This is a genomic window from Streptomyces sp. WMMB303, assembly GCF_029351045.1.
In the GTDB taxonomy this organism is placed as follows: domain Bacteria; phylum Actinomycetota; class Actinomycetes; order Streptomycetales; family Streptomycetaceae; genus Streptomyces.
The window spans coordinates 4431556-4449630 of the sequence record NZ_JARKIN010000001.1; the positions used below are offsets into that span (position 1 = coordinate 4431556).

An 18075-nucleotide genomic window follows, 5' to 3' on the forward strand; every position below is an offset into this window, starting at 1 on the left:
GTCACCGGCGTACACATCCCGCCTCGGGACGAAATAGAGAGACGTTTCTTCACCGCCGCACAGCAGCACTTCTCGTGGATTTCGCCGCGCCCGGCGGTCGATTATCCGCTGGTCGCATTCCTGCTTTGTTCGGCTTCCCCCACCGTTCGGAATCCGCGCCGCGGGCGGCGGACATTCCGCTCCCCAGGACGACCGCGGGGATGCGCCCCCTGCCCAGGTCATGCGCCCCCGACGCATCCGCTCCGCCTCCTCGGGGGGTTATTCGCCGCTCCCCTTGCGGGCGCTGCCCCCGTGCGCACTGAATAGAAATCCGCTGAAGCACGCGGAAGGGCGGATGCTTCAGCGGAGCGCTCTCCGAAAAGCACGACAGAATGACGACACACCACCCCACAGAAAGGCGGACCCTCGGAGCGCGCACACCCGGCTGTTGGCCCGGCCGGGAGCCTTCCGGGCACCAGGTGCCCCCGGCCCGCTCGCACCGGACGGCCGGGGGCACCGCCCCGTGCTCTCGGTACCGGGGGCACGGATTCGAGGCTGTCAGCCGACGGCCGGCGGGGATGCGTCAAGAGGGGAGCGGTGCCGATCCACGATCCCCTCGACGATTCTCATCAGGCGGTCCCCCGTCCGATCGATGCTTCCGTTCTGCGTGCTGACCTGCGCGCCTTCGAGTACGAAGGTGATCTCGGCTGCGGCCTGCTCGGGGTCGGGCAGCCCGGCCTCGGCGCACAGGCCCACCAGCCTGCGGGCCTGGAGGGCCTTGTGCTCCTCGATCACTTGCCGCGCGGGATGAGAGCGGTCGGGCAGTTCGGCCAGGGAGTTGATGAACGGGCAGCCCCGGTGCGAGATGGCCGGCAATCCTTCGGCGATGAAGCGGGCCAAGCCCATGATCTGCTCCCTGGGCCGGCCGGGGTATTCCATCTGGACCCGGTCGAAGGCCGCCTGGTAGTCGGCGGCGACGATCCGCATCCACTCCGCGACCAGCGCGTCCTTGGTCTCGAAGTGCCGGTAGATCGCCATTTTGGTGGTCGCGGCCTTCTCGGCGATCGCCTGGACGCTCACCCGCCGGATTCCCTCGCTCTGGAAGAGCTCTTCCGCCGCGTCGAGGATGCGCTCGCGGGGCGGCAGTTTCGCCACCCGGCTCGGCCTGCCGGCGGTCGATGCCATGGCTGCTCCGTGACGTCCGCTCGGGTGCGGGGCCTCTTGCCTCATCGCTCCTACGGTACCACTTCGTTCCATGCGATACCGTTTAGTATCGTCAGAGACTCAACGGTATCGCCCTTTCCGCTAGGAGTAAAAGTGAGAGTCGCCGAGTACGTGAACTATGACGCGGTCGGACTCGCGGAGCTGGTGGCCGAAGGGGAGGTGACCACCGCCGAACTGCAAGCAGCCGCGCTCGAGGCCACGCAGGCGGTCGATCCGCAGATCAACGCCGTCGTGGAGACCTGGCCGGCCGACGGCGAGCCCAAGCCCGGCAGCACACCGCTGGCCGGGGTTCCCTTCCTGATCAAAGACATCGGAGCGGCCATGGCCGGGCGGCGCATGGAGCTGGGCAGCCGCCTTGCGGCCGGCCACGTCGCACGCGCCGACTCCTTCCTCATGCTGCGCTTGCGTCGCGCCGGACTGGTGACGTTCGGGCGTACCGCGACATCGGAGATGGCCTACAGCATCACGACAGAACCAGTGCTGTACGGCGCGACCCGTAACCCATGGAACCTGGAGCGGAGCGCGGGCGGATCCAGCGGGGGCGCGGGCGCGGCCGTAGCTGCCGGGGTCATACCGCTTGCCCACGGCACCGACGCCGCCGGCTCGCTCCGTGTCCCCGCCGCCTACAACGGCCTCTTCGGGCTGAAGCCCACCCGCGGCCGGGTCTCCATGGGCCCCGACTTCGACGAGCTCTTCAGCGGCCTGGCCGTGCCCGGCAGCGTCAGCCGCACGGTCCGCGACAGTGCGGCCCTGCTCGACCAGATCAGCGGCCCGGAACCGGGTGATCCCTACTTCGCCCAGCAGCCGTCCCGGCCGTACACGGAGGAGGTCACCCGCCACCCGGGCCGACTGCGGATCGGTGTCCTCAGCCAGGCATGGGGCGGGCGCCGCACCACCGCACCGGTGACCGACGCCCTCTCTCGTACCGCGGGTCTGCTCGAATCCCTCGGCCACCAGGTGGCGGAGGCCGAGGTCGACCTCGGGGCCGGCTGGGAGGAGTACGTCCTGGCCAACGCCCATCTGTTCACGGCGCACCTCGCGGCCACGATCGACGAACTGGCTGCCGCCTTCGGCCGGCCCATCGATTCCTCCACCCTCGAACCGGCGACCCTCGCCGGCTACCACTACGGGCAGCGGGTCAGCGGCGCCCAGTTCGTCGCCGCTCTCTCGGTCCGAAACCGTGTCTCCCGCAGCCTGGCCCGGTACTTCGACACCTACGACATCGTGCTCACCCCGACCGTGCCGGAGCTTCCCACGCCCCTGGGCGCCTATACCGCGAGGGCGCAGACGCTGGACGGCCTCGGCTGGATCGACACCGTCTTCGACCGCTCTCCGTTCACCATGCCTTTCAACATGGCGGGCACGCCCGCCATGTCCGCGCCACTGACGACCGACGCGGAATCGGGGCTTCCGATCGGTATGCAGTTCGCCACCGGATACGGCCTCGAAAGCCGCCTCTTCCGCCTCGCCGGCCAACTGGAACAGGCAAGCCCGTGGTCGGGCCGAATCCCCACGGTGTGGGCAGGTAATCGCACGGGCCGCTGAGAAGCGCCCGCCCCACTACGGCCCCTATGTCGAACAGTTCGAGGCCACCTCCTCGGCTCCCGGCCGAGCCGGCGGCGGCCGGACGCCCCTGGTGCACGTCGCCACATGTAGATCCGAGCGATCAAGGCTTCAATCATCCCGTTGCATCTTTGACGCGCCTCCCGGTCACACCCTCCCGGGCTTGCGGCTTGCGGCTTGCGGCTTGCGGCTTGCGGCTTGCGGCTTGCGGCTTGCGGCTTGCGGCGACTTCACCGCGGACGTGACCTGAGTCACATGACACGTCGAACCATCCGGTGAACTTTTCGCGGAGTGAGCGCATCACATCTTCCGTAAACCGCACATGCACCCCGATTGAGAGGGGAATACCCGACATGACTGAGCAGCGCCGCAGCAGCATGGCACGCGGACGGGCGGCGAAGCGGTTCGGTGCCGCGAGCCTGGCCGTCGCAGCCGCCGCGGGACTCGGCCTCGCCGGTGCGGGAGCGGCCCAGGCGCTCGGCAACCAGGCGCTCGGCGGTCAGGCCGCGAGCAGCGTACCCACTTGCAACACCTCGGGGCTGACCGCTTCCTTCGGGCAGAAGCTCGGCGGCGGGATGAACCACGAAGGGGTCGTCCTCAAGCTGAAGAACACCAGCGGTCACACCTGCAACCTGCGTGGATACCCTGGCCTCGGCCTGGAGGACTCCGGCCACCGGACGCTGAGCTCATCCGTGCACTGGGGCGACTCCTGGTACGCGAAGGACCCCGGCAAGAAGACCATCGCACTGAAGGACGGCGCGAGCGTGGCGGCCGTGATCTCCTGGACGCACGCCAACACCGGGACGTCCGACGCCAGGGACGCGGCGTACCTCCAGGTGACGCCGCCGGCCAACACCACGCACAAGACGCTGAAGTTCCCCTCCTGGGTGGACAACGGCCGACTGGAGGTCACCGCGCTCGCCACCGATGTACACGTCGGCTGAGCACGTTCCGGAACTGCCCGCACGAGGCGCTGTCCCACACCGGACAGCGCCTCGGCGTGCGGAAGGGCCCGCCTCTCGGCGGCTCCCCCTCCGGGGCCCGCCCGGCCGTGCGGCACCGGCTCCGCGCCCGGCGCCGCACGGCGGGCTCGGGGACGGATCTCCCCGGCACCCCGTCCACCGGCGGCTACTTGGCCGAGGCGGCGGGCTTCTCCGCCACCGGTCCGGGAACGTCCAGGGCCAGCCGCAGCTTCCGCACCGCGTGGTAGAGACGCGACTTCACCGTGCCCGGGGGTATGCCGAGCACACGGGAGACCTCACGGGTCGACCTGCCGGTGTAGTACGTCTCGTACAGCACCTCGCGATGCGCGTGCGACAACGTCCGGAACGCCTCCACCAGGACCAGCGAGGAGAGCACTTGGTCGACATCGTCGGCCTCGGAGAGCACGTCCTCCAACCAGGCGGCGCCGTCCACCTCCTTGGGGCGCGCCCGGCGCAGCCGGTAGTCGTCGATGACGAGATTGCGCGCCACCTTGAACAGCCACGGACGCAGTTCCTGCCCCGAGCCGACGAGTTGCTGATTGCGCCAGCAGCGCAACAGCGTCTCCTGGACGACATCCTCGGCCCGCTGCACGTCACCACCGAGCAACTGGAGCACATAGCCCTGTAACGGCCGTGCGTGCTGCTCGTAGAGCGAGCGCATCGCCCGCTCCTGGGCGCTGGCCGCGCCCTCAGACCCCAAGACGATCCAACTCACGGTTCCAACCCCTCGCATCATGCCGCCGACGACGGCGGACCGGCCCCGGGACCCGCGCAGCGGTCCCCTCGCGAGGCAGAGAGTCGCGAGGGAAGGTCCACATGCCGTTGACGGCCGTTCACCCTTTCGTGAAATGCGCACAGCGCATTACAAAATGGACGTAGACAGCCTTTTCCCGCTAAACAAGTTTCTTCCGTGCTTTACGAGGGATTAGATGCTCACCCTGCGGCAGAAGTTCACGACAGATCGGAGGGATTGCGTGACGCCGGTCACATACGTCGGCGGCGAGGCCGCCCATCAAGAGCGGCCCTCGCCGTCAATCGAATATTGATGTTGCTGGTCAGCAGCCTCCTCTCCGGCCGGTGTGAGCTACGTCGCTGCCGGATCCGCCGGCTTCTGTGGTGCTGAAGAGGTGTCAGACCTCGGATACCGGGCGTCGGACCGTCAGGACGACCTGCCTGCGGGGTCGGCCAACGCGTCCATCCGCAGCCGCACATGACGCGGCAGCGTCGTGTCGTGCGCCACCGGTCCGTCCTCTGCCGCGAGCAGCGACCACGCGTCGAGCAGCGCCTGACCGCGCGTCAGCACCTTTTTCGGATCCGCGAGCAGATACCAGTTCCCGACCGCGCGCCGCAGATACCCGTAGGCACGGTGGTCGCCCTGCTGGTGGCAGATCCGGGCGAGGTCGAGATAGACCTCCGTCGCCTTCCCGTAGTTGCCGCCCTGGCGGGCCACGAACGCCTCCAGATCACGCGCCTCCAGGGCGTAGGGGTGCTCCTCGCCGTAGCTGCGCACCGCGTGCTCCCGCAGCCGGAACGCGAGCACCATCGCGCGCTGCGCCTCGCCTTCCGCCGCGGCCCGGTTGATATGGGCCACCGCCTCGGCCAGCTCACCGGGAACCGTCGGGCCGGCGGGTTCGGCGGCCGACTCGGCGGACTCGGCCGCCGGTTCGGCTGCACCGGGCTCCGGCTCGGACACGCCGGGCTCCGGCTCGGGCACATCCGTCGCGGCGGCCGGTGGCGTGGGCGCCTCGGACGTGAGCTCCACCGGCCCGCCGGGGCCGGGCGCCCCGGACAGCTCCGGACCGGTCGCGGGCGGCTCCCCCGCGGTCGCCTCCGCCTGCGACTCCACCAGTCGGCTCGATCCGTCCGGGGCGACCAGGATGTGGGTCGCGTACCCGCCCTCCCGCAGATCGAGAATGGTCGCCTCAACAGGCTCGCCGCGTTCCTGGGCTGCGCGGTGCAGCGCATCGAGGACCGCGACGTGCACTTCTTCCCCACTCGACACCGGCAGGCGGTCCCCGTTCAGCGCCACACTGCCGTTGCGGGCGATGAGGGCCTCGAAGCGGCCCTCGAGGAGCGGCGGAGCGGTGTGGCCGCCCGATTCCGGGCGGTGGCCGTGCGCCCGGCCGTCGGGGGTGTCGAGCATGCGGCTCACTCTCCGCTCTGATCGGGGTCGGATGACGGGGACTCGGAGGCGTCCGGCACGTCGTAGTCGGGGAACTCGGAGGGCGCGACCGAGCCGCCGATTCCCTCGAACCGGGGAAAGAGGGACCGGACGGTGATGACGTAGCTCTGGGCCTTGCTGTTCTCCGGGACACCGCCGGCCTCCTGGACGGCCTCCAGTCCCACTTCGTAGGCCGCGAGTGTCAGGTCCAGGACGCTCTCGTCCTCCGGGGCCCTTCCGCTCTCGACGATCGGCTTGACGCTCTTGGCGAGCGAGCACATGTAGCGGCCCTGAGCCATGATCGAGTCCTCCGGGTCGGTCGCCGAGGTCTCGTCGTTGTCGTCCTCGTCCTCGCCGAACTCGTCGAACTTGTCCGGCGGGAGCTGTGAGATGCCCTTCTCGCCGTGCGGTCCGAGCATGTCCTTGTTGAACGACGACTCGTGCTCGATCTGGGCCGCGATGACCACCGGGCCGATGGCGTCGCAGATGCCGCCGGCGTCCTGGATGACGTCGGCCAGGTCCTCGGGGACGGTCTTCTCGTCCAGTTCGCCCTTCCCGTCGCCCTGCACCGACTCGGCCACCGCGTCGGAGTCGACGTCCGCCCCGGGGTTGTCGGCTCCGCTGCCGCCACCGCCGAAGAGCAGGATGAGCGCGATGATCGGGGCGAAGAGAACGCCCAGCCCGCCGAAGATGATCAGCAGGACCACGATGCCCGCCGCCGCGGGAGGCAGCATCAGGCAGCCGCAGCCCGTTCCGGCCAGGCCGACCATGGCCGCTTTCCCGGACGCCCCGCCGCTCTCGCTCACCGGCTGCCTCCTCCCTCCGTACCGCTTCCGCCACCGATCGCCACCGGACTGTCAAGAACGGTGAACCACTTTTGCCGAAGTCCCGTTGTGGCTCTCCGACGGAGCACAACGCGCTCGCACTTCGGAACGGGAACGAGGACGAATCAGTTCAATTCGTCTTCAACATCCACCACTCCGACCACCACAGGTCCGCGGCAGCCCGCAGGAGCCATCAGTCGCACGAGAGGAGGCTGGACACGCGATGAGCGTCCCCCCACCGGCGTCCGCCGGGCAGCCGCCCGCCGGGCCCCACATGTGGGTACGCGGACCGACCGCGCCCCAGCCCGAACAGGAAGCAGCACCGGAGCGAGCCGAGCCCTCGGCCTCGCACCCCGAGGCGGCCCCGCCGGCCGCCCCGGCACCGGATCCGGCCGCGGCGGTCACCGCGCCGCTCGACCCGGTGCGCCCCGCCGCACCCCAGCCCGACCCGGCGGCGGCAGCCGCATCCCAGGCGAGCCCTGCGCGCACCCCCCGGCCGCAACCGGCTGGCACGCCGGCGCCCCGGCCCGATCCGGCACCCGTGCCCGGGGCGGCTCACCCTCCCGGGACCGGCCCGCAGCCCGGTCAGACGGGTGTGGCCGCCCCGGCCCCGCAGTGGCAGCCGCAACCCGCGGTGCCGACAGCCCCGGAGCCCGCCGAGCGGCGCCCCGCACCGCGCGCGACCCCGCACCCGGCCCTCGGCCGGGCGGCGGTCCCCGGTGCCGCGGCCCCCGGCGGCGGTGCCGTCAGTTGGGTCGGCGCGCACGGCGGTGCGGGCACGAGCACACTCGCGGAACTGGCCGGCGGCAGCGACCTGGAGCGCCGCCTGCCCGATCCGGCGCAGGGCGAGCCCGGGCGGGTGCTGCTGGTGGCACGCACCCACGCGTCGGGGCTGCGGGCGGCCTCCCGTGCGCTGGAGGCGCTGCACTCCGGGCGGCACCCGGCGGGCGTCGAACTGCTCGCGGTGGTGCTGGTCGCCGACGCGCCCGGACGCCTCCCCCTCCACCTCATGCAGCGGATCCGCGTACTGCGCTCGGTGGCCGACGTGCACCGGGTCCCTTGGATTCCGGCGTGGCGGGGGGACAAGCGCTCGGGTGCGCTGCCCAAATCCGTACGCGCGCTCGCCGAGTTGGCGGGGGGCGCGGCCCAGCGCCCCGGAAGACGAGAGAAGAAGCGATGAGCGTACTGACCCGGCTGCTGGACGACGAGCCGCCTTTCGACCCGGAGACGGTGCCGCCCTACAGCCCGACCGGCAAGACAGCCGCGAACGCGGACGCGCTGCTCAACTGGCTCGCCTGGGGTGCCTCGGTGGCCGGCGTACTCGGTCTGATCATCGTCGGCACCCAGCTCTCGCTCCAGTTGCGCCGCGGAGACATGGGCGAGGGCGCGAGCTATTTCCGAGGGCTCTTCATCGTGCTCGTCGCCTCGGTCGTCGCCACCACCGCCGGTCCGATCGTCGAGTGGTTCGGCCCGTACAACACCTGATCCGTCGGGTTCCCCCCGACCGTCCCCTGTCAGCAGACAAAGACAAAAGGAATCCCCATGAAGATGTCGATGGTCTACTACTACCTGGCCGAGGCAGGCGTTCCGCAGCCGGAGCGGGAAGTTCCCGACGGACTCGGTGGCAAGATCAACCAGATGCTCGGCATGGCCGCGTGGGTCGGCACCGCCGCCGGAGTCCTGGGCATCGTGATCACCGGCGCGATGATGGGCATCTCCCTCAAGCGCGGTGAGAGCTCCGAACACATGAGCAGGCTGGGCATGGTGCTGGCCGGCTGCTGCCTCATCGCGGCCGCGGGCCCCTTCGCGAGCTGGCTCTTCGACAGCGGCGACGGCGGGGGCGACGCCGCCGGGTTCCTCATCCGCGGCGGCAACTGAGCGATGCTCGGCCGGGAACGGAACGAGGTGGCGGACGACGCCCCCTTCTGGAAGCAGCGCAGTTGGGTCTATTCGGCCGTGTTCCTGGGGACCGCGCTCGTATTGGCGACCTTCTCCTACCTCACGGGGGCGGACAACGGCCGAGCTGACGCCGCAACACCCGCGCCCAAGGCGGTGAAAGGCCCCCTCTCCCCGGGTGCCGAAGGCGACGACCCGCTGCCTCCGGGCGAGCGACCGCACGGGTGCCGCACCAAGGACCAGGACATGAAGGACGCAGACGAAGAGGGACAGCAGACGAAGAAGGAGGAGCCGGGTGCGGAGAAGAAGCCCGGCAGCGGCCTGAGCAAGGCCCGGCCGACCGCCGCACCGAAGGACGTGGTGTGGAAGAACCTGGACGGCATGCATGTGCCGACCTCCGCGTCGGTCGGCCCCACTCGGTTCGACGGACCGGTGTGGTGGTGCTACGCCCACACGCCCATGGGGGCCGTCATGGCGGCACACGGGATTCTCACGCACATGGGCACCGAGGACTGGCGCACGGTCGCGGAGCAGCAGATCGTGCCCGGCGACGGCCGCGACACGTTCATCTCCCAGCGCTCCGGCCTCGGCCGGCCGAACCTCGACGACGAGGACGCCGGAGTGTATTCGGGGTTCCTCGTCGGCTCGTACACACGGGACAAGGTTCAGGTCCGGCTGCTCATCAAGGGCGCCGGCGGAGGGCTGGGGGCGACGACGGTCACCATGCGGTGGAGCGGCGGCGACTGGAAGGTCGAGCCGCAGTCCGACGGCACTCTCTTCTCCGCTTCGGAATCCACCGTCAGCAGCGGCGGATTCGTCAGGTGGGGGGCTGCCTGAGATGGCTGACGTCTGCAGTGGTTCCGGAAACCCGCTGCTCGACGCTCTGGTGGGCTTCTTCAAGTTCCTGGGCGACCCGGTCGGCACCATCATGCGGGGCATCGGCGACCTCGTCATGCTGGGCGCCCTGGGCGCGTTCAAGTCGCTGACGAAGAACATCCCCACCTTCCTGCCGAGTGCCTCGAACCCGGTCCAGGGCCAGTTGCACTGGCTCGTCGTCTATACAGCCATCGGATCATTGCTCTTCGCGTGCATCCGGATGGCGGCCGAACGCCGCGGCGAGGCGGGGCAGACCGCGCTGCGGGGCATGCTGCGCCTCATCGTGGTGGCGGGCGGCGGGACGGCTGTCGTGGGCGCCGCCGCCGCGGTGGGCGACGGCTTCGCCTCGCATCTGTACACCACCGCCATGAAGACGCAGATGAAGTCGATGGCGTGCGGTTCCTCGAAGGGCATCCCCGCATTCCTGTATGTGATCCTCGCTTTCCTGCTGCTCATCGCGGCCATCATCCACGGGATCCTGCTCTACATCCGGCTCGCGGTGATGATCGTGCTGTTCGGCACGCTGCCGCTGGCGGCCGCGGCTTCCATGAGCGACTGGGGCGGCGGCTGGTGGCGCAAGCACATCGGCTGGATGATCGCCTGGTTGCTCTACAAACCCGCGGCCGGTCTCGTCATCTTCGCGGGAACGGAGCTCCTCACCGGGAACGCGCCCGTGAATGACTCCAGTGACAAGGTCCACATCAAGATCGCCGGTATCTGCGTGATGTTGCTGTCGGCCATCGCCCTGCCCGCGCTGCTGAAGCTGATCGTGCCCGCCACGGCAGCACTCGGCGGTGGCAGCGCCTTCTCCGGTGCCGCGTCCGCCGCCGGCGGCGGCATCGCCACCGGCGCGAAGTCGATCGCCACCGCCGGGCTCTCCGGCGGGGGCGGCGGTGGCGGCGGCTCCAACTCCGGTTCCAGCAGCCGGTCCGGCCCCTCGGGCGCCTCCGGGCCCGGCGGGCAGTCCGGATCCGGAGGGCAGTCCGGGCCGGGGGGCAGAGCCGGGCCCGCCGCGCTGGCCAAGACCGGCGGCGGAGGCGGCGGAGGCTCCGGCGGAGGGGACGGCACAAGCCCCTCCGGCAGCAGGAACTCCCGCGGCGGAGGCTCCGGCGGAGGCGGCAGCGGTGGACCCGGCGGCGGAAGCGGCGGGGGCCCGAGCGGGGCCATCAGCCGCGGCGCCGGGGCGGCGGGTGTCGCGCTGGCGGCCGGCGAGGCCGCCAAGGGCATCGCCAAGGGCACCGGGCAGCTGTTCACCGGCGCGGTGAACGACTCCAACCCCGATCTCGGCCACAACAAGTAGGGCCCACCCGGCCGGGTGCCGCCGGACCTCCGGGACCGGCGGCACCCGGACCGCCGCGGACCTTCGGACCCGCCACGTCACCGGCGCCGGAGGACTCCCGGGGCGCGGCCGAATCCGGCGGGCCCGGCGGGCGGGCCCGGGCGGAATCCAGAGGGACACGGAAGGAAGCAACGCATGTCAACCCAAGCCGCGTCGAGCCCGACGTACGGGAACTGGCGCAGGCCGAGACGACCGGGACTCGGGCCCTTCGGCATGCTCGGTACCGCGGGGGTCTTCGGCGGACTCATCGTCACCCTGCTGGCGTCGCTGATCTCGCTGGCGGCAGCGGTCGTCATCCTGGTGCCGCTGGCCATCGTGCTCGTACCGCTGATCATCCGGACCCAGGACGGGCGTAACGCCTACCAGTTGCTCGCGCTGCGGATCGGTTGGATGCGGCGCAAGTCCAAGGGGTCCACGACCTATGTGTCGGGGCCGCTGTCGCGCCGCCAGGAAGGCCGCTTCCAGCCTCCCGGCCTGCTGGGCCGGATGCAGATGCACGAGGGCCGGGACGCCTACGACCGGGACTTCGGTGTGCTCTTCCACCGCAGCCGGAACTTCTACACCATCGTCCTGGGCTGCGACCCCGACGGCGGTTCCCTGGTGGACCCGGACCAGGTGGACACCTGGGTGGCCTCGTGGGGCGGCTGGCTCTCCCGGTTGTCGCACGAGACGGGACTGCGCGGCGCCTCGGTCATCGTCGAGACGGCCCCGGACTCGGGCACCCGGCTCGCGAACGAGGTGCTGCCCCGGCTCGCTCCCGACGCCCCGGCCGCCGCGCGGGCCGTGATGGAGGAGGTCGTCTCGTCGTATCCGCAGGCGTCCTCCGAGATGCACACCTACATCACCCTCACCTACGGTCTCCCGCCCGGGCAGAAGCTCAAGCACGACGAGCTGATCACCGATCTGGCCACCCGCATCCCCGGCCTGCTCTCCGGACTGGTCGGCGCGGGCGGCGGCGTCGCCTATCCGCTGTCGGCCGAGCGGATCGCCGAGGTGGTACGGGTCGCCTACGACCCGGCCGTCGCGGGCGAAGTCCTCGACATCCGGGCCCAGCACGGCGGGACCGGGCTGGACTGGGAGGACGCGGGCCCCTCGGCCTGCGTCGAGAACGTCGCCTCCTATCAGCACGACTCCGGGGTCTCCCGCACCTGGATGCTCACCCTGGCCCCGCGCGGCACCGTGCGGGCCAACGTGCTCCGCGGCCTGCTGGAGCCCTCCCCCGGAACCCGCCGCAAGCGGGTGGCACTGCTCTACCGTCCCATCGACCCGGCGACCTCGGCGCGGATCGTGGAAGCCGACCGGCGTGCCGCCCAGTTCATGGCCACCTCCGGTCGCGGGATGGTGCAGGCGCGCGCGGCCACCGAGGTACGCGCGACGGAGCAGACGGCCCAGGAGGAGGCGACGGGCGCGGGCCTGGTGGAGTTCTCGCTGATGCTCACCGCCACCGTCGACGACGAGGAGGACCTGGCCGACGTGAGCGCGACCATGCGCAACCTGCAGGGCGCGGCGCGGCTGTCGATGCGCCCGGCGGACCGGATGCAGGCAGCGGCCTTCAGCTGCACCCTGCCCACCGGAATCCTGCCGTGGGAACTCACCCTGGTGCCGCGCGACCTGCGGGAGGCGCTGTGAGTCCGCGCGGCGGCCGGCAGCGGCCCAAGCAGAAGGCGCCCCGCCGGGAACCCATAGCACCCTCCCGCGGCTGGCCGGGGCCCGGCGGCGGGCAGGTCGGCGGGATGGACCCGCCCACCATGTGGCGGGCCACGACGGTGCAGGCGTGCGGGCTGTGGCCGTTCGCAGCAGGCTCGGGCGCGCCGATGACGGGCGTCCCGCTGGGGCAGCACCTGCACACGGGCGCGACGGTGTGCGGCGACCCGCTCTCCTGGTTCACCCGGGCGCGCTACATCTCCAACCCGTCGCTCTTCATGCTCGGGATGCCGGGCCTGGGGAAGTCGACACTGGTCAACCGGATGCTGATCGGCCTGTCCGCGACCGGCGTGGTACCGCTGGTGCTGGGCGACCTCAAGCCCGACTACGCGGACACGGTACGGGCCCTGGGCGGTCAGGTGATCTCCATCGGCCGGGGCACCGGCGGCATCAACCTGCTGGACCCCGGCGCCATGGGTGCCGTAGCCGCCCGGATCGGCGGCAAGGCCGGGCAGGCGCTGATGGCCGAGGCGCACGGCCGGGTGCTGAACATGGTCGCCGCGCTGATCATTATCGTGCGCGGGCGGCCGATGGACGACCACGAGCAGGCCGTCCTCTCGGCCGTGCTGCACCATCTGCGCGAGCGGACGCGCCCGGGACAGGCCCCGCTGCTGCCGGACGTGCTGAAGGTGCTCAGCGAGGGCCCGGACCGGGTGCGCGCGGTGACGCTGGACCGTGGGGACGAGGCCCGCTACCGGGACGCGGTCGACCCGCTGCACCGCTCGCTGCTGGGCATCCTCGACGGTCCGCTGGGCGACACCTTCGCCTCGGAGACCTCTACCCGGGTGGATCTGCACGCCCCCGCGGTGTGCATCGACATCTCCCGGATCGGTGAGGCCGACACCCAGTTGACCGCGGCGGCGATGCTCGCCGCCTGGTCGGACGGGCTCGGATCGGTGGCCGCGTCCCACGCGCTGGCCGACGAGGGGCTCACCTCCCGGCGCTGGTTCTTCACCGTGCTGGACGAGCTGTGGCGGCCGCTGCGTGCGGCGTCCGGCATCGTCGACCGGATCGACGCGCTCACCCGCCTCAACCGGACCCTCGGCATGGGCGACGCCAAGATCACCCACACGCTCAAGGACGCCGAGTCGCTCGGCACCGACGCGGACCGGGCCAAGGCCCGTGGCTTCGTCGAGCGCGCGGGCATGGTCGTCTGCGCGGGTCTGCCGCGGGCGGAGATGGAGGAGCTGGGCAAGATCGTCGGGCTGTCCCAGCGGGAGATCGAACTGGTCTCCTCCTGGTCCTCGCCCCCGGGCTGGGCCGTGACCGGGGACCGCGAGGAGCCGCCCGGCCGCGGCCGCTTCCTGATCAAGGTGGGCGGCCGTCCCGGTCTCCCGATCAAGGTCGGGATCACCGAGACGGAGAGCCGACTGCACGACACCAACGTCCGCTGGGTGCAGAACGACGCCCCGGCCGAACAGCCCGCTCCGGGCACCGGCGTCGAACAGCGGCCCGCGGCAGCGCCGGATCCGGCGGCCGGACCGGCGGCTCCGGAATCGGACAGGAGGATCGCATGAATCCGAGCCCGCGCGCGGCAGGGGCCATGCACAGCCGGGACCTGTGGCCCTGGGCCATCGTGGGCGTGATGGTGCTCGCCCTGACGACATCCGCCGGGGTGTGGCTCGGCGGCACGCTCGGGGCCGCGCTCAACGGTGCCGGCTGGCACGCTCCGGCGTTCTCCGTCACGCTGCCGGCCACACTGCTCACCAAAGGCTCCGGAGCGCTGTGGCCGCAGGCGTCACCCGTCGCCGTGTACTGCGGGATCGTGCTGGTCTTCGGGGTGGCCACGGCCGCGGTCGTCGTCCCCGTGTGGCGGCTGATCAACCGCTCGCGGTCCCGGACCAAGGGGCTGGCCGGACGGCGGGAGCTGGCCGCGATGCTGCCCGCCGGGATCGAGAAACGCGCCCGGGAACTGCGGCCCTCGCTCAAGAACGAAGCCGAACTGCACCCGGACCAGACCGGCAACCTGCTCGGCGATCTGGACCCGGACGGACCCGAGTTGCGCTCCTCCTTCGAGGACGTGGAACTGGACCTGATGGCGCCGCGGGCCGGCAAGTCCACCGGCATCGCGGTACCCAGGGTGCTGCGTGCCAACGGCGCGGTGCTGCTGACCTCCAACAAGTCCGACGTCTACGCGGTCACCCGGGCGGCACGCGAACGCACCGGAACCGTCTGGACATTCGACCCGCAGGGCATCGCGCACAGCCCGCGAGCCATGTGGTGGAACATCCTGGCCGACTGCCACACCATCGAGGGCGCCCGACGGCTGGCCGGGCACTTCGTCGCGTCCGTCAACGACGACGCCGCCAAGAAGGACTTCTGGATCTCGGCCGCCCAGAACACCCTCACCGCGCTGTTCCTCGCCGCGGCCCGCGGCGGCGCAGCCGTCACCGACCTGCTCGGCTGGCTCGCCGACCCCGCCGACCGCACCCCCGTCGACCTGCTGCGCGACGCCGACATGATCGCCATGGCCGAGCAGCTCCAGGGCACGGTGCGCGGCGCCGTCGAGACCCGGGACGGCATCTACGAGACCGCACGGCAGTGTGTGGCCTGCCTGCTCGACCCCGAGATCGCCGCCTGGGTGCAGCCCGACCCGATGCTGCCCGAGTTCCGCCCGCACGAGCACGTGCTGGGCCGCGACACCCTCTACCTGCTCTCCAAGGACGGCGGTGGCTCTGCCGCGGGCGTCATCGCCGGACTCGCGGACGCCACCCTGCGCGCCGGAGTGATCGCGGCCGAGCGGATGGGTGGCCGGCTCGACCCGCCGATGACGGCCGTGCTGGACGAGGCCGCCAACGTCTGCCGCATCTCCGACCTGCCCGACCTCTACAGCCACCTGGGCTCTCGCGGCATCAACGTCGTCACCCTGCTGCAGAGTTACCGGCAGGGCTCCCGGGTGTGGGGCGAGGCGGGCATGGACGCGCTGTGGAGCGCCGCCACGGTCAAGCTCCTGGGCGCGGGTCTCGACGACGCCGACTTCGTGGACAAGGTCTCCAAACTCGTCGGCCAGCAGGACGTGAAGACCGCGTCGTACTCGCGCAGCAAAGAGGGCGGCTCCCACTCGGTCTCCTACCGCTTGGACCCGATCCTCCCTCCGGACAAGATCCGTGCCCTCCCCAAGGGCACGGCCCTGCTGCTGGCGACAGGCATCCGCCCGGCGCTCATCCGACTGCGTCCCTGGTTCAAGGAGCCGGGCGCCGGAGCCGTCTCCGCCGAGGCCAAGGCCGAGGCCGAGGCGATCACCCAGCGGGCGGCCCGGGCCTGGGCGGGTAGCGGGCCGGGCGGAGCCGCGCCCGCCCAGGCGAGCGTCGGGGTCGAGCACAGCACCGACGACGAAAACACATACGACGACGATCCGTACCCGTCGGACATCAGCCGTCCTCCGCTTCCCTCACCCTGGGGAGGGCCGGTGGGCTCCGAGGACGACGTGGACGTCGGGGAAGCAGTGCTTCTCGAGAAGGACCCCCGCATCGAGGACGTGGACCGCACGGAGAGCACGGGGTTCGTCGGGCCGGAGGCGCCCGCGGGCAGCGGCCCGCCCCACGGCCTGCCCGACGACGCGTTCAGGTGGACCCGCGAAGCGACGACGTGACCTGTCGGCGCCGCACCTCGGCAGGCCGGAGTCGCGCCCCCGGCCTGCCGGAGCCGGAGCGGTGCGCACACCGGCAACGGCGACGATCCCAGCACCCGGGAACCGGCACCAGCCGCCCGCCCTGGTACTCCGAATCCGGCCGGTGGCAGTACCCCGGCACGGGGCGGCAACGTTCGCCGAAGGGGCGGGGCGGCGGCAGATGAGCCGCCGCAGCCCGCTGACTGCCCCCTCCGACCGGCCACCCACACGGTGAAGCCCCGCCCGGGTCGCTCCCTAACGGCCCCGCGACTGGCTCCGCTTCGGTGTCCCGGACTGCTGCACAGCGGGAGCACGGTACGGCGAAGATGGCGAGGAGACCGGGGTGCCCGTTCCCCGCGCGTCGCCACCGGGATGGTGGTGTGCGAGCGACTGGTTGGCCACGGCGAGGCTGAAGCTGGGCGAGACGGTTCGCGACACCGGACTCACGGTCGGGCTGACGGCCGGACCGACGGAGCTCGGAGCGGGACTCGGCGTCCTCCCGGGGCCGGCCGCGGACGGGGAATCCGGAACGGTCGGAGCGGAACTTGTGCTCGGGCCGGGCGCGTCCAGCGGAATCTTGGGCGGCGGGATGGGCAGCTTGGGCGGTACGGGCGGCCCCGTCCGGCGCACCGCGGTGTTCGCCCCGTCGGGGGCCACGGTCCGGGGGACCGCCCGGCCGGCGGCGCTCTCGGTGCGGGGGCCCGGCGCCTGCCGGGCAGCAGCATTGCGGGGTGGCGCCGTCGGGTTCTGGCCGGGGTGGTGCGGCAGTTGCGGCAGCCGCGGGGGTGCGGCCATACGAGCCCCCGGGGCCGCAGCCGGGCCCGGCTCGGCCGCACGGGCACCGATGTCGCCCTGCTGCGCCTTCCTTGGGGCTGTGAGCCGGGAGAACCAGGACCGTCCGGACCGCGGTGCCTCGGTGTTCCTCGCCTGCGAGCGGGCAGCCTCAGCGAGTGAGACGTTGAAGGGCAGCAGATCACGGCTCGCGGCCACCTGATACCGGGTCTTGTCGTCGATGAGCTTCGAGACCGCCGTCCGGACGGCCGCCTGCTGCTCGGGACGGAGATTCCCGTACTGCTCGAGGGCCGAGGCGGCGCTCTGCGGCCGCTCCTTCGTCAGGCGCCGTCGGCCGTCGTGCTGCTGCGGAGAGGGGGAGGTCCCCCAACCCTGGGGAGGCACCGGATAGCCGGGCCCCTGCGGTGCGAAGCCGGGCGGCCGGGCGAAGGGAGAGGTCTGGGTGAAGCCGCGTCCCTGCGCGAAGTCCGGCGGCTGCTGGAATCCGGGCGTCTGCGCGAAGCCCTGTGCTGCCGGAGGCTGCCGCATGCCGGGGCCCTCGGGGGCCCACTGATGCCCCTGCTCGTACGGGGACTGCCGGGCCTCGTTCCATGGCGCCTGATAGTGCTCCTGGTTCTGCGTCGGAGGGGGCTGTTCGACGTACGGCCCTCCCCCGCCCGCATCCGGCGCCGGGCCACGCCGGTAGCGCAGCACGCGGAGCCAGATGTCGCGCAGCACGCGCAGCAGTTCGTCCGCGACATCGTCCGCGTCGTCCGCTGCCCGACCCACCGAACCCGGGGGCGGCGGTGGGCCCGCCGAACGCTGTACCGCCGGTCCCGGCACCGGCCCCGGTGCCCGCCCCCAGGCGGGAGGCGCGGTGGGGTCGTACTGCCGGGCCCGCATGCTGGCCCGCAGTTCCTCGTCGAGCAACTGCCGCGCCAACCGCTCGGGCCGGAGACGGCGTGGACCGGTCGGCTCAGGCATGGGGGCGTCCTCCGCGTCTTCGGCACTGACTGCTCGACGACATCACGGATCCGCTCGGCGTTCGGTTCAGCGGTCCGGCAGAAGCCGGCTGCTTCGAGTGAACCGGGCGCGGCCGCGGCACGTGGTGTTCCCGAAGGCGCTGCCGGAGCCGACCGTGACCG

Annotated in this window: 15 protein-coding genes; 10 read left to right on the forward strand and 5 right to left on the reverse strand. The window is 71.7% G+C overall.

Going from position 1 to position 18075, the window contains the following annotated elements:
- Positions 1–537: 537 nt before the first annotated feature.
- Complete coding sequence (locus tag P2424_RS19705) at positions 538–1164, reverse strand: TetR/AcrR family transcriptional regulator (RefSeq protein WP_276477073.1); 627 nt, start codon at positions 1162–1164, stop codon at positions 538–540.
- A gap of 132 nt (positions 1165–1296) precedes the next feature.
- Between P2424_RS19705 and P2424_RS19710 the strand changes: the two genes are divergently transcribed.
- Positions 1297–2748, forward strand: coding sequence for an amidase (locus P2424_RS19710; RefSeq protein WP_276477074.1), 1452 nt, complete (start codon positions 1297–1299; stop codon positions 2746–2748).
- 371 nt (positions 2749–3119) lie between these two features.
- Complete coding sequence (locus tag P2424_RS19715) at positions 3120–3710, forward strand: DUF4232 domain-containing protein (protein ID WP_276477075.1); 591 nt, start codon at positions 3120–3122, stop codon at positions 3708–3710.
- Positions 3711–3894: 184 nt separating this feature from the next.
- Here P2424_RS19715 and P2424_RS19720 read toward each other — a convergent pair whose 3' ends face one another.
- From P2424_RS19720 to P2424_RS19730, 3 genes are all read right to left on the reverse strand, one after another.
- Positions 3895–4464 carry a sigma-70 family RNA polymerase sigma factor gene (locus tag P2424_RS19720; RefSeq protein WP_276477076.1) on the reverse strand — a complete coding sequence of 190 codons (570 nt, stop codon included), beginning with the start codon at positions 4462–4464 and terminating at the stop codon, positions 3895–3897.
- A 444-nt stretch (positions 4465–4908) separates the two neighbouring features.
- Positions 4909–5892, reverse strand: a complete 984-nt coding sequence (locus P2424_RS19725) for a hypothetical protein (RefSeq protein WP_276477077.1) — start codon at positions 5890–5892, stop codon at positions 4909–4911.
- A 5-nt stretch (positions 5893–5897) separates the two neighbouring features.
- Entirely contained in the window at positions 5898–6716 is an 819-nt protein-coding gene (locus P2424_RS19730; RefSeq protein ID WP_276477078.1) for a lytic transglycosylase domain-containing protein, read from the reverse strand.
- A gap of 241 nt (positions 6717–6957) precedes the next feature.
- Here P2424_RS19730 and P2424_RS19735 point away from each other — a divergent pair, with 241 nt between their 5' ends.
- The 8 genes from P2424_RS19735 (at position 6958) to P2424_RS19770 (ending at position 16141) form a co-directional block, all read left to right on the forward strand.
- Positions 6958–7914: a DUF6668 family protein gene (locus P2424_RS19735; protein ID WP_276477079.1), complete on the forward strand. Its 957-nt coding sequence runs from the start codon at positions 6958–6960 to the stop codon at positions 7912–7914.
- Positions 7911–8219 (forward strand): hypothetical protein, encoded by a 309-nt coding sequence (locus P2424_RS19740; RefSeq protein ID WP_276477080.1) that lies wholly within the window; start codon positions 7911–7913, stop codon positions 8217–8219. The genes P2424_RS19735 and P2424_RS19740 overlap by 4 nt, the downstream gene beginning before the upstream one ends.
- Positions 8220–8276: 57 nt before the next feature.
- A complete protein-coding gene (locus P2424_RS19745; protein ID WP_276477081.1) occupies positions 8277–8612 on the forward strand; it encodes a hypothetical protein in 336 nt (111 codons plus the stop codon).
- Between the two features lie 27 nt (positions 8613–8639).
- Positions 8640–9467, forward strand: coding sequence for a hypothetical protein (locus tag P2424_RS19750; protein WP_276477082.1), 828 nt, complete (start codon positions 8640–8642; stop codon positions 9465–9467).
- Position 9468: 1 nt separating this feature from the next.
- Positions 9469–10806 (forward strand): hypothetical protein, encoded by a 1338-nt coding sequence (locus tag P2424_RS19755; protein WP_276477083.1) that lies wholly within the window; start codon positions 9469–9471, stop codon positions 10804–10806.
- Positions 10807–10980: 174 nt separating this feature from the next.
- Positions 10981–12474, forward strand: a complete 1494-nt coding sequence (locus P2424_RS19760; RefSeq protein WP_276477084.1) for an SCO6880 family protein — start codon at positions 10981–10983, stop codon at positions 12472–12474.
- Positions 12475–12578: 104 nt separating this feature from the next.
- A complete protein-coding gene (locus tag P2424_RS19765; protein ID WP_276479035.1) occupies positions 12579–14066 on the forward strand; it encodes an ATP/GTP-binding protein in 1488 nt (495 codons plus the stop codon).
- Complete coding sequence (locus P2424_RS19770; protein ID WP_346660104.1) at positions 14063–16141, forward strand: TraM recognition domain-containing protein; 2079 nt, start codon at positions 14063–14065, stop codon at positions 16139–16141. Before P2424_RS19765 ends, P2424_RS19770 begins: the two co-directional genes overlap by 4 nt.
- 273 nt (positions 16142–16414) lie before the next feature.
- On the opposite strand, the gene P2424_RS19775 is transcribed toward P2424_RS19770, so the two are convergent.
- The gene (locus P2424_RS19775) at positions 16415–17914 is read right to left on the reverse strand and encodes a hypothetical protein (RefSeq protein WP_276477085.1); all 1500 of its coding nucleotides are present in this window, start codon (positions 17912–17914) and stop codon (positions 16415–16417) included.
- Between the last annotated feature and the right edge of the window lie 161 nt (positions 17915–18075).

Excerpts from the sequence above, each read along its gene's own strand:
- P2424_RS19705 (WP_276477073.1), bottom strand. The coding sequence starts at position 1,164 with ATGGCATCGACCGCCGGCAGGCCGAGCCGGGTGGCGAAACTGCCGCCC.
- P2424_RS19715 (WP_276477075.1), top strand. The coding sequence starts at position 3,120 with ATGACTGAGCAGCGCCGCAGCAGCATGGCACGCGGACGGGCGGCGAAG.
- P2424_RS19725 (WP_276477077.1), bottom strand. The coding sequence starts at position 5,892 with ATGCTCGACACCCCCGACGGCCGGGCGCACGGCCACCGCCCGGAATCG.
- P2424_RS19735 (WP_276477079.1), top strand. The coding sequence starts at position 6,958 with ATGAGCGTCCCCCCACCGGCGTCCGCCGGGCAGCCGCCCGCCGGGCCC.
- P2424_RS19740 (WP_276477080.1), top strand. The coding sequence starts at position 7,911 with ATGAGCGTACTGACCCGGCTGCTGGACGACGAGCCGCCTTTCGACCCG.
- P2424_RS19745 (WP_276477081.1), top strand. The coding sequence starts at position 8,277 with ATGAAGATGTCGATGGTCTACTACTACCTGGCCGAGGCAGGCGTTCCG.
- P2424_RS19755 (WP_276477083.1), top strand. The coding sequence starts at position 9,469 with ATGGCTGACGTCTGCAGTGGTTCCGGAAACCCGCTGCTCGACGCTCTG.
- P2424_RS19760 (WP_276477084.1), top strand. The coding sequence starts at position 10,981 with ATGTCAACCCAAGCCGCGTCGAGCCCGACGTACGGGAACTGGCGCAGG.
- P2424_RS19765 (WP_276479035.1), top strand. The coding sequence starts at position 12,579 with ATGGACCCGCCCACCATGTGGCGGGCCACGACGGTGCAGGCGTGCGGG.
- P2424_RS19770 (WP_346660104.1), top strand. The coding sequence starts at position 14,063 with ATGAATCCGAGCCCGCGCGCGGCAGGGGCCATGCACAGCCGGGACCTG.
- P2424_RS19775 (WP_276477085.1), bottom strand. The coding sequence starts at position 17,914 with ATGCCTGAGCCGACCGGTCCACGCCGTCTCCGGCCCGAGCGGTTGGCG.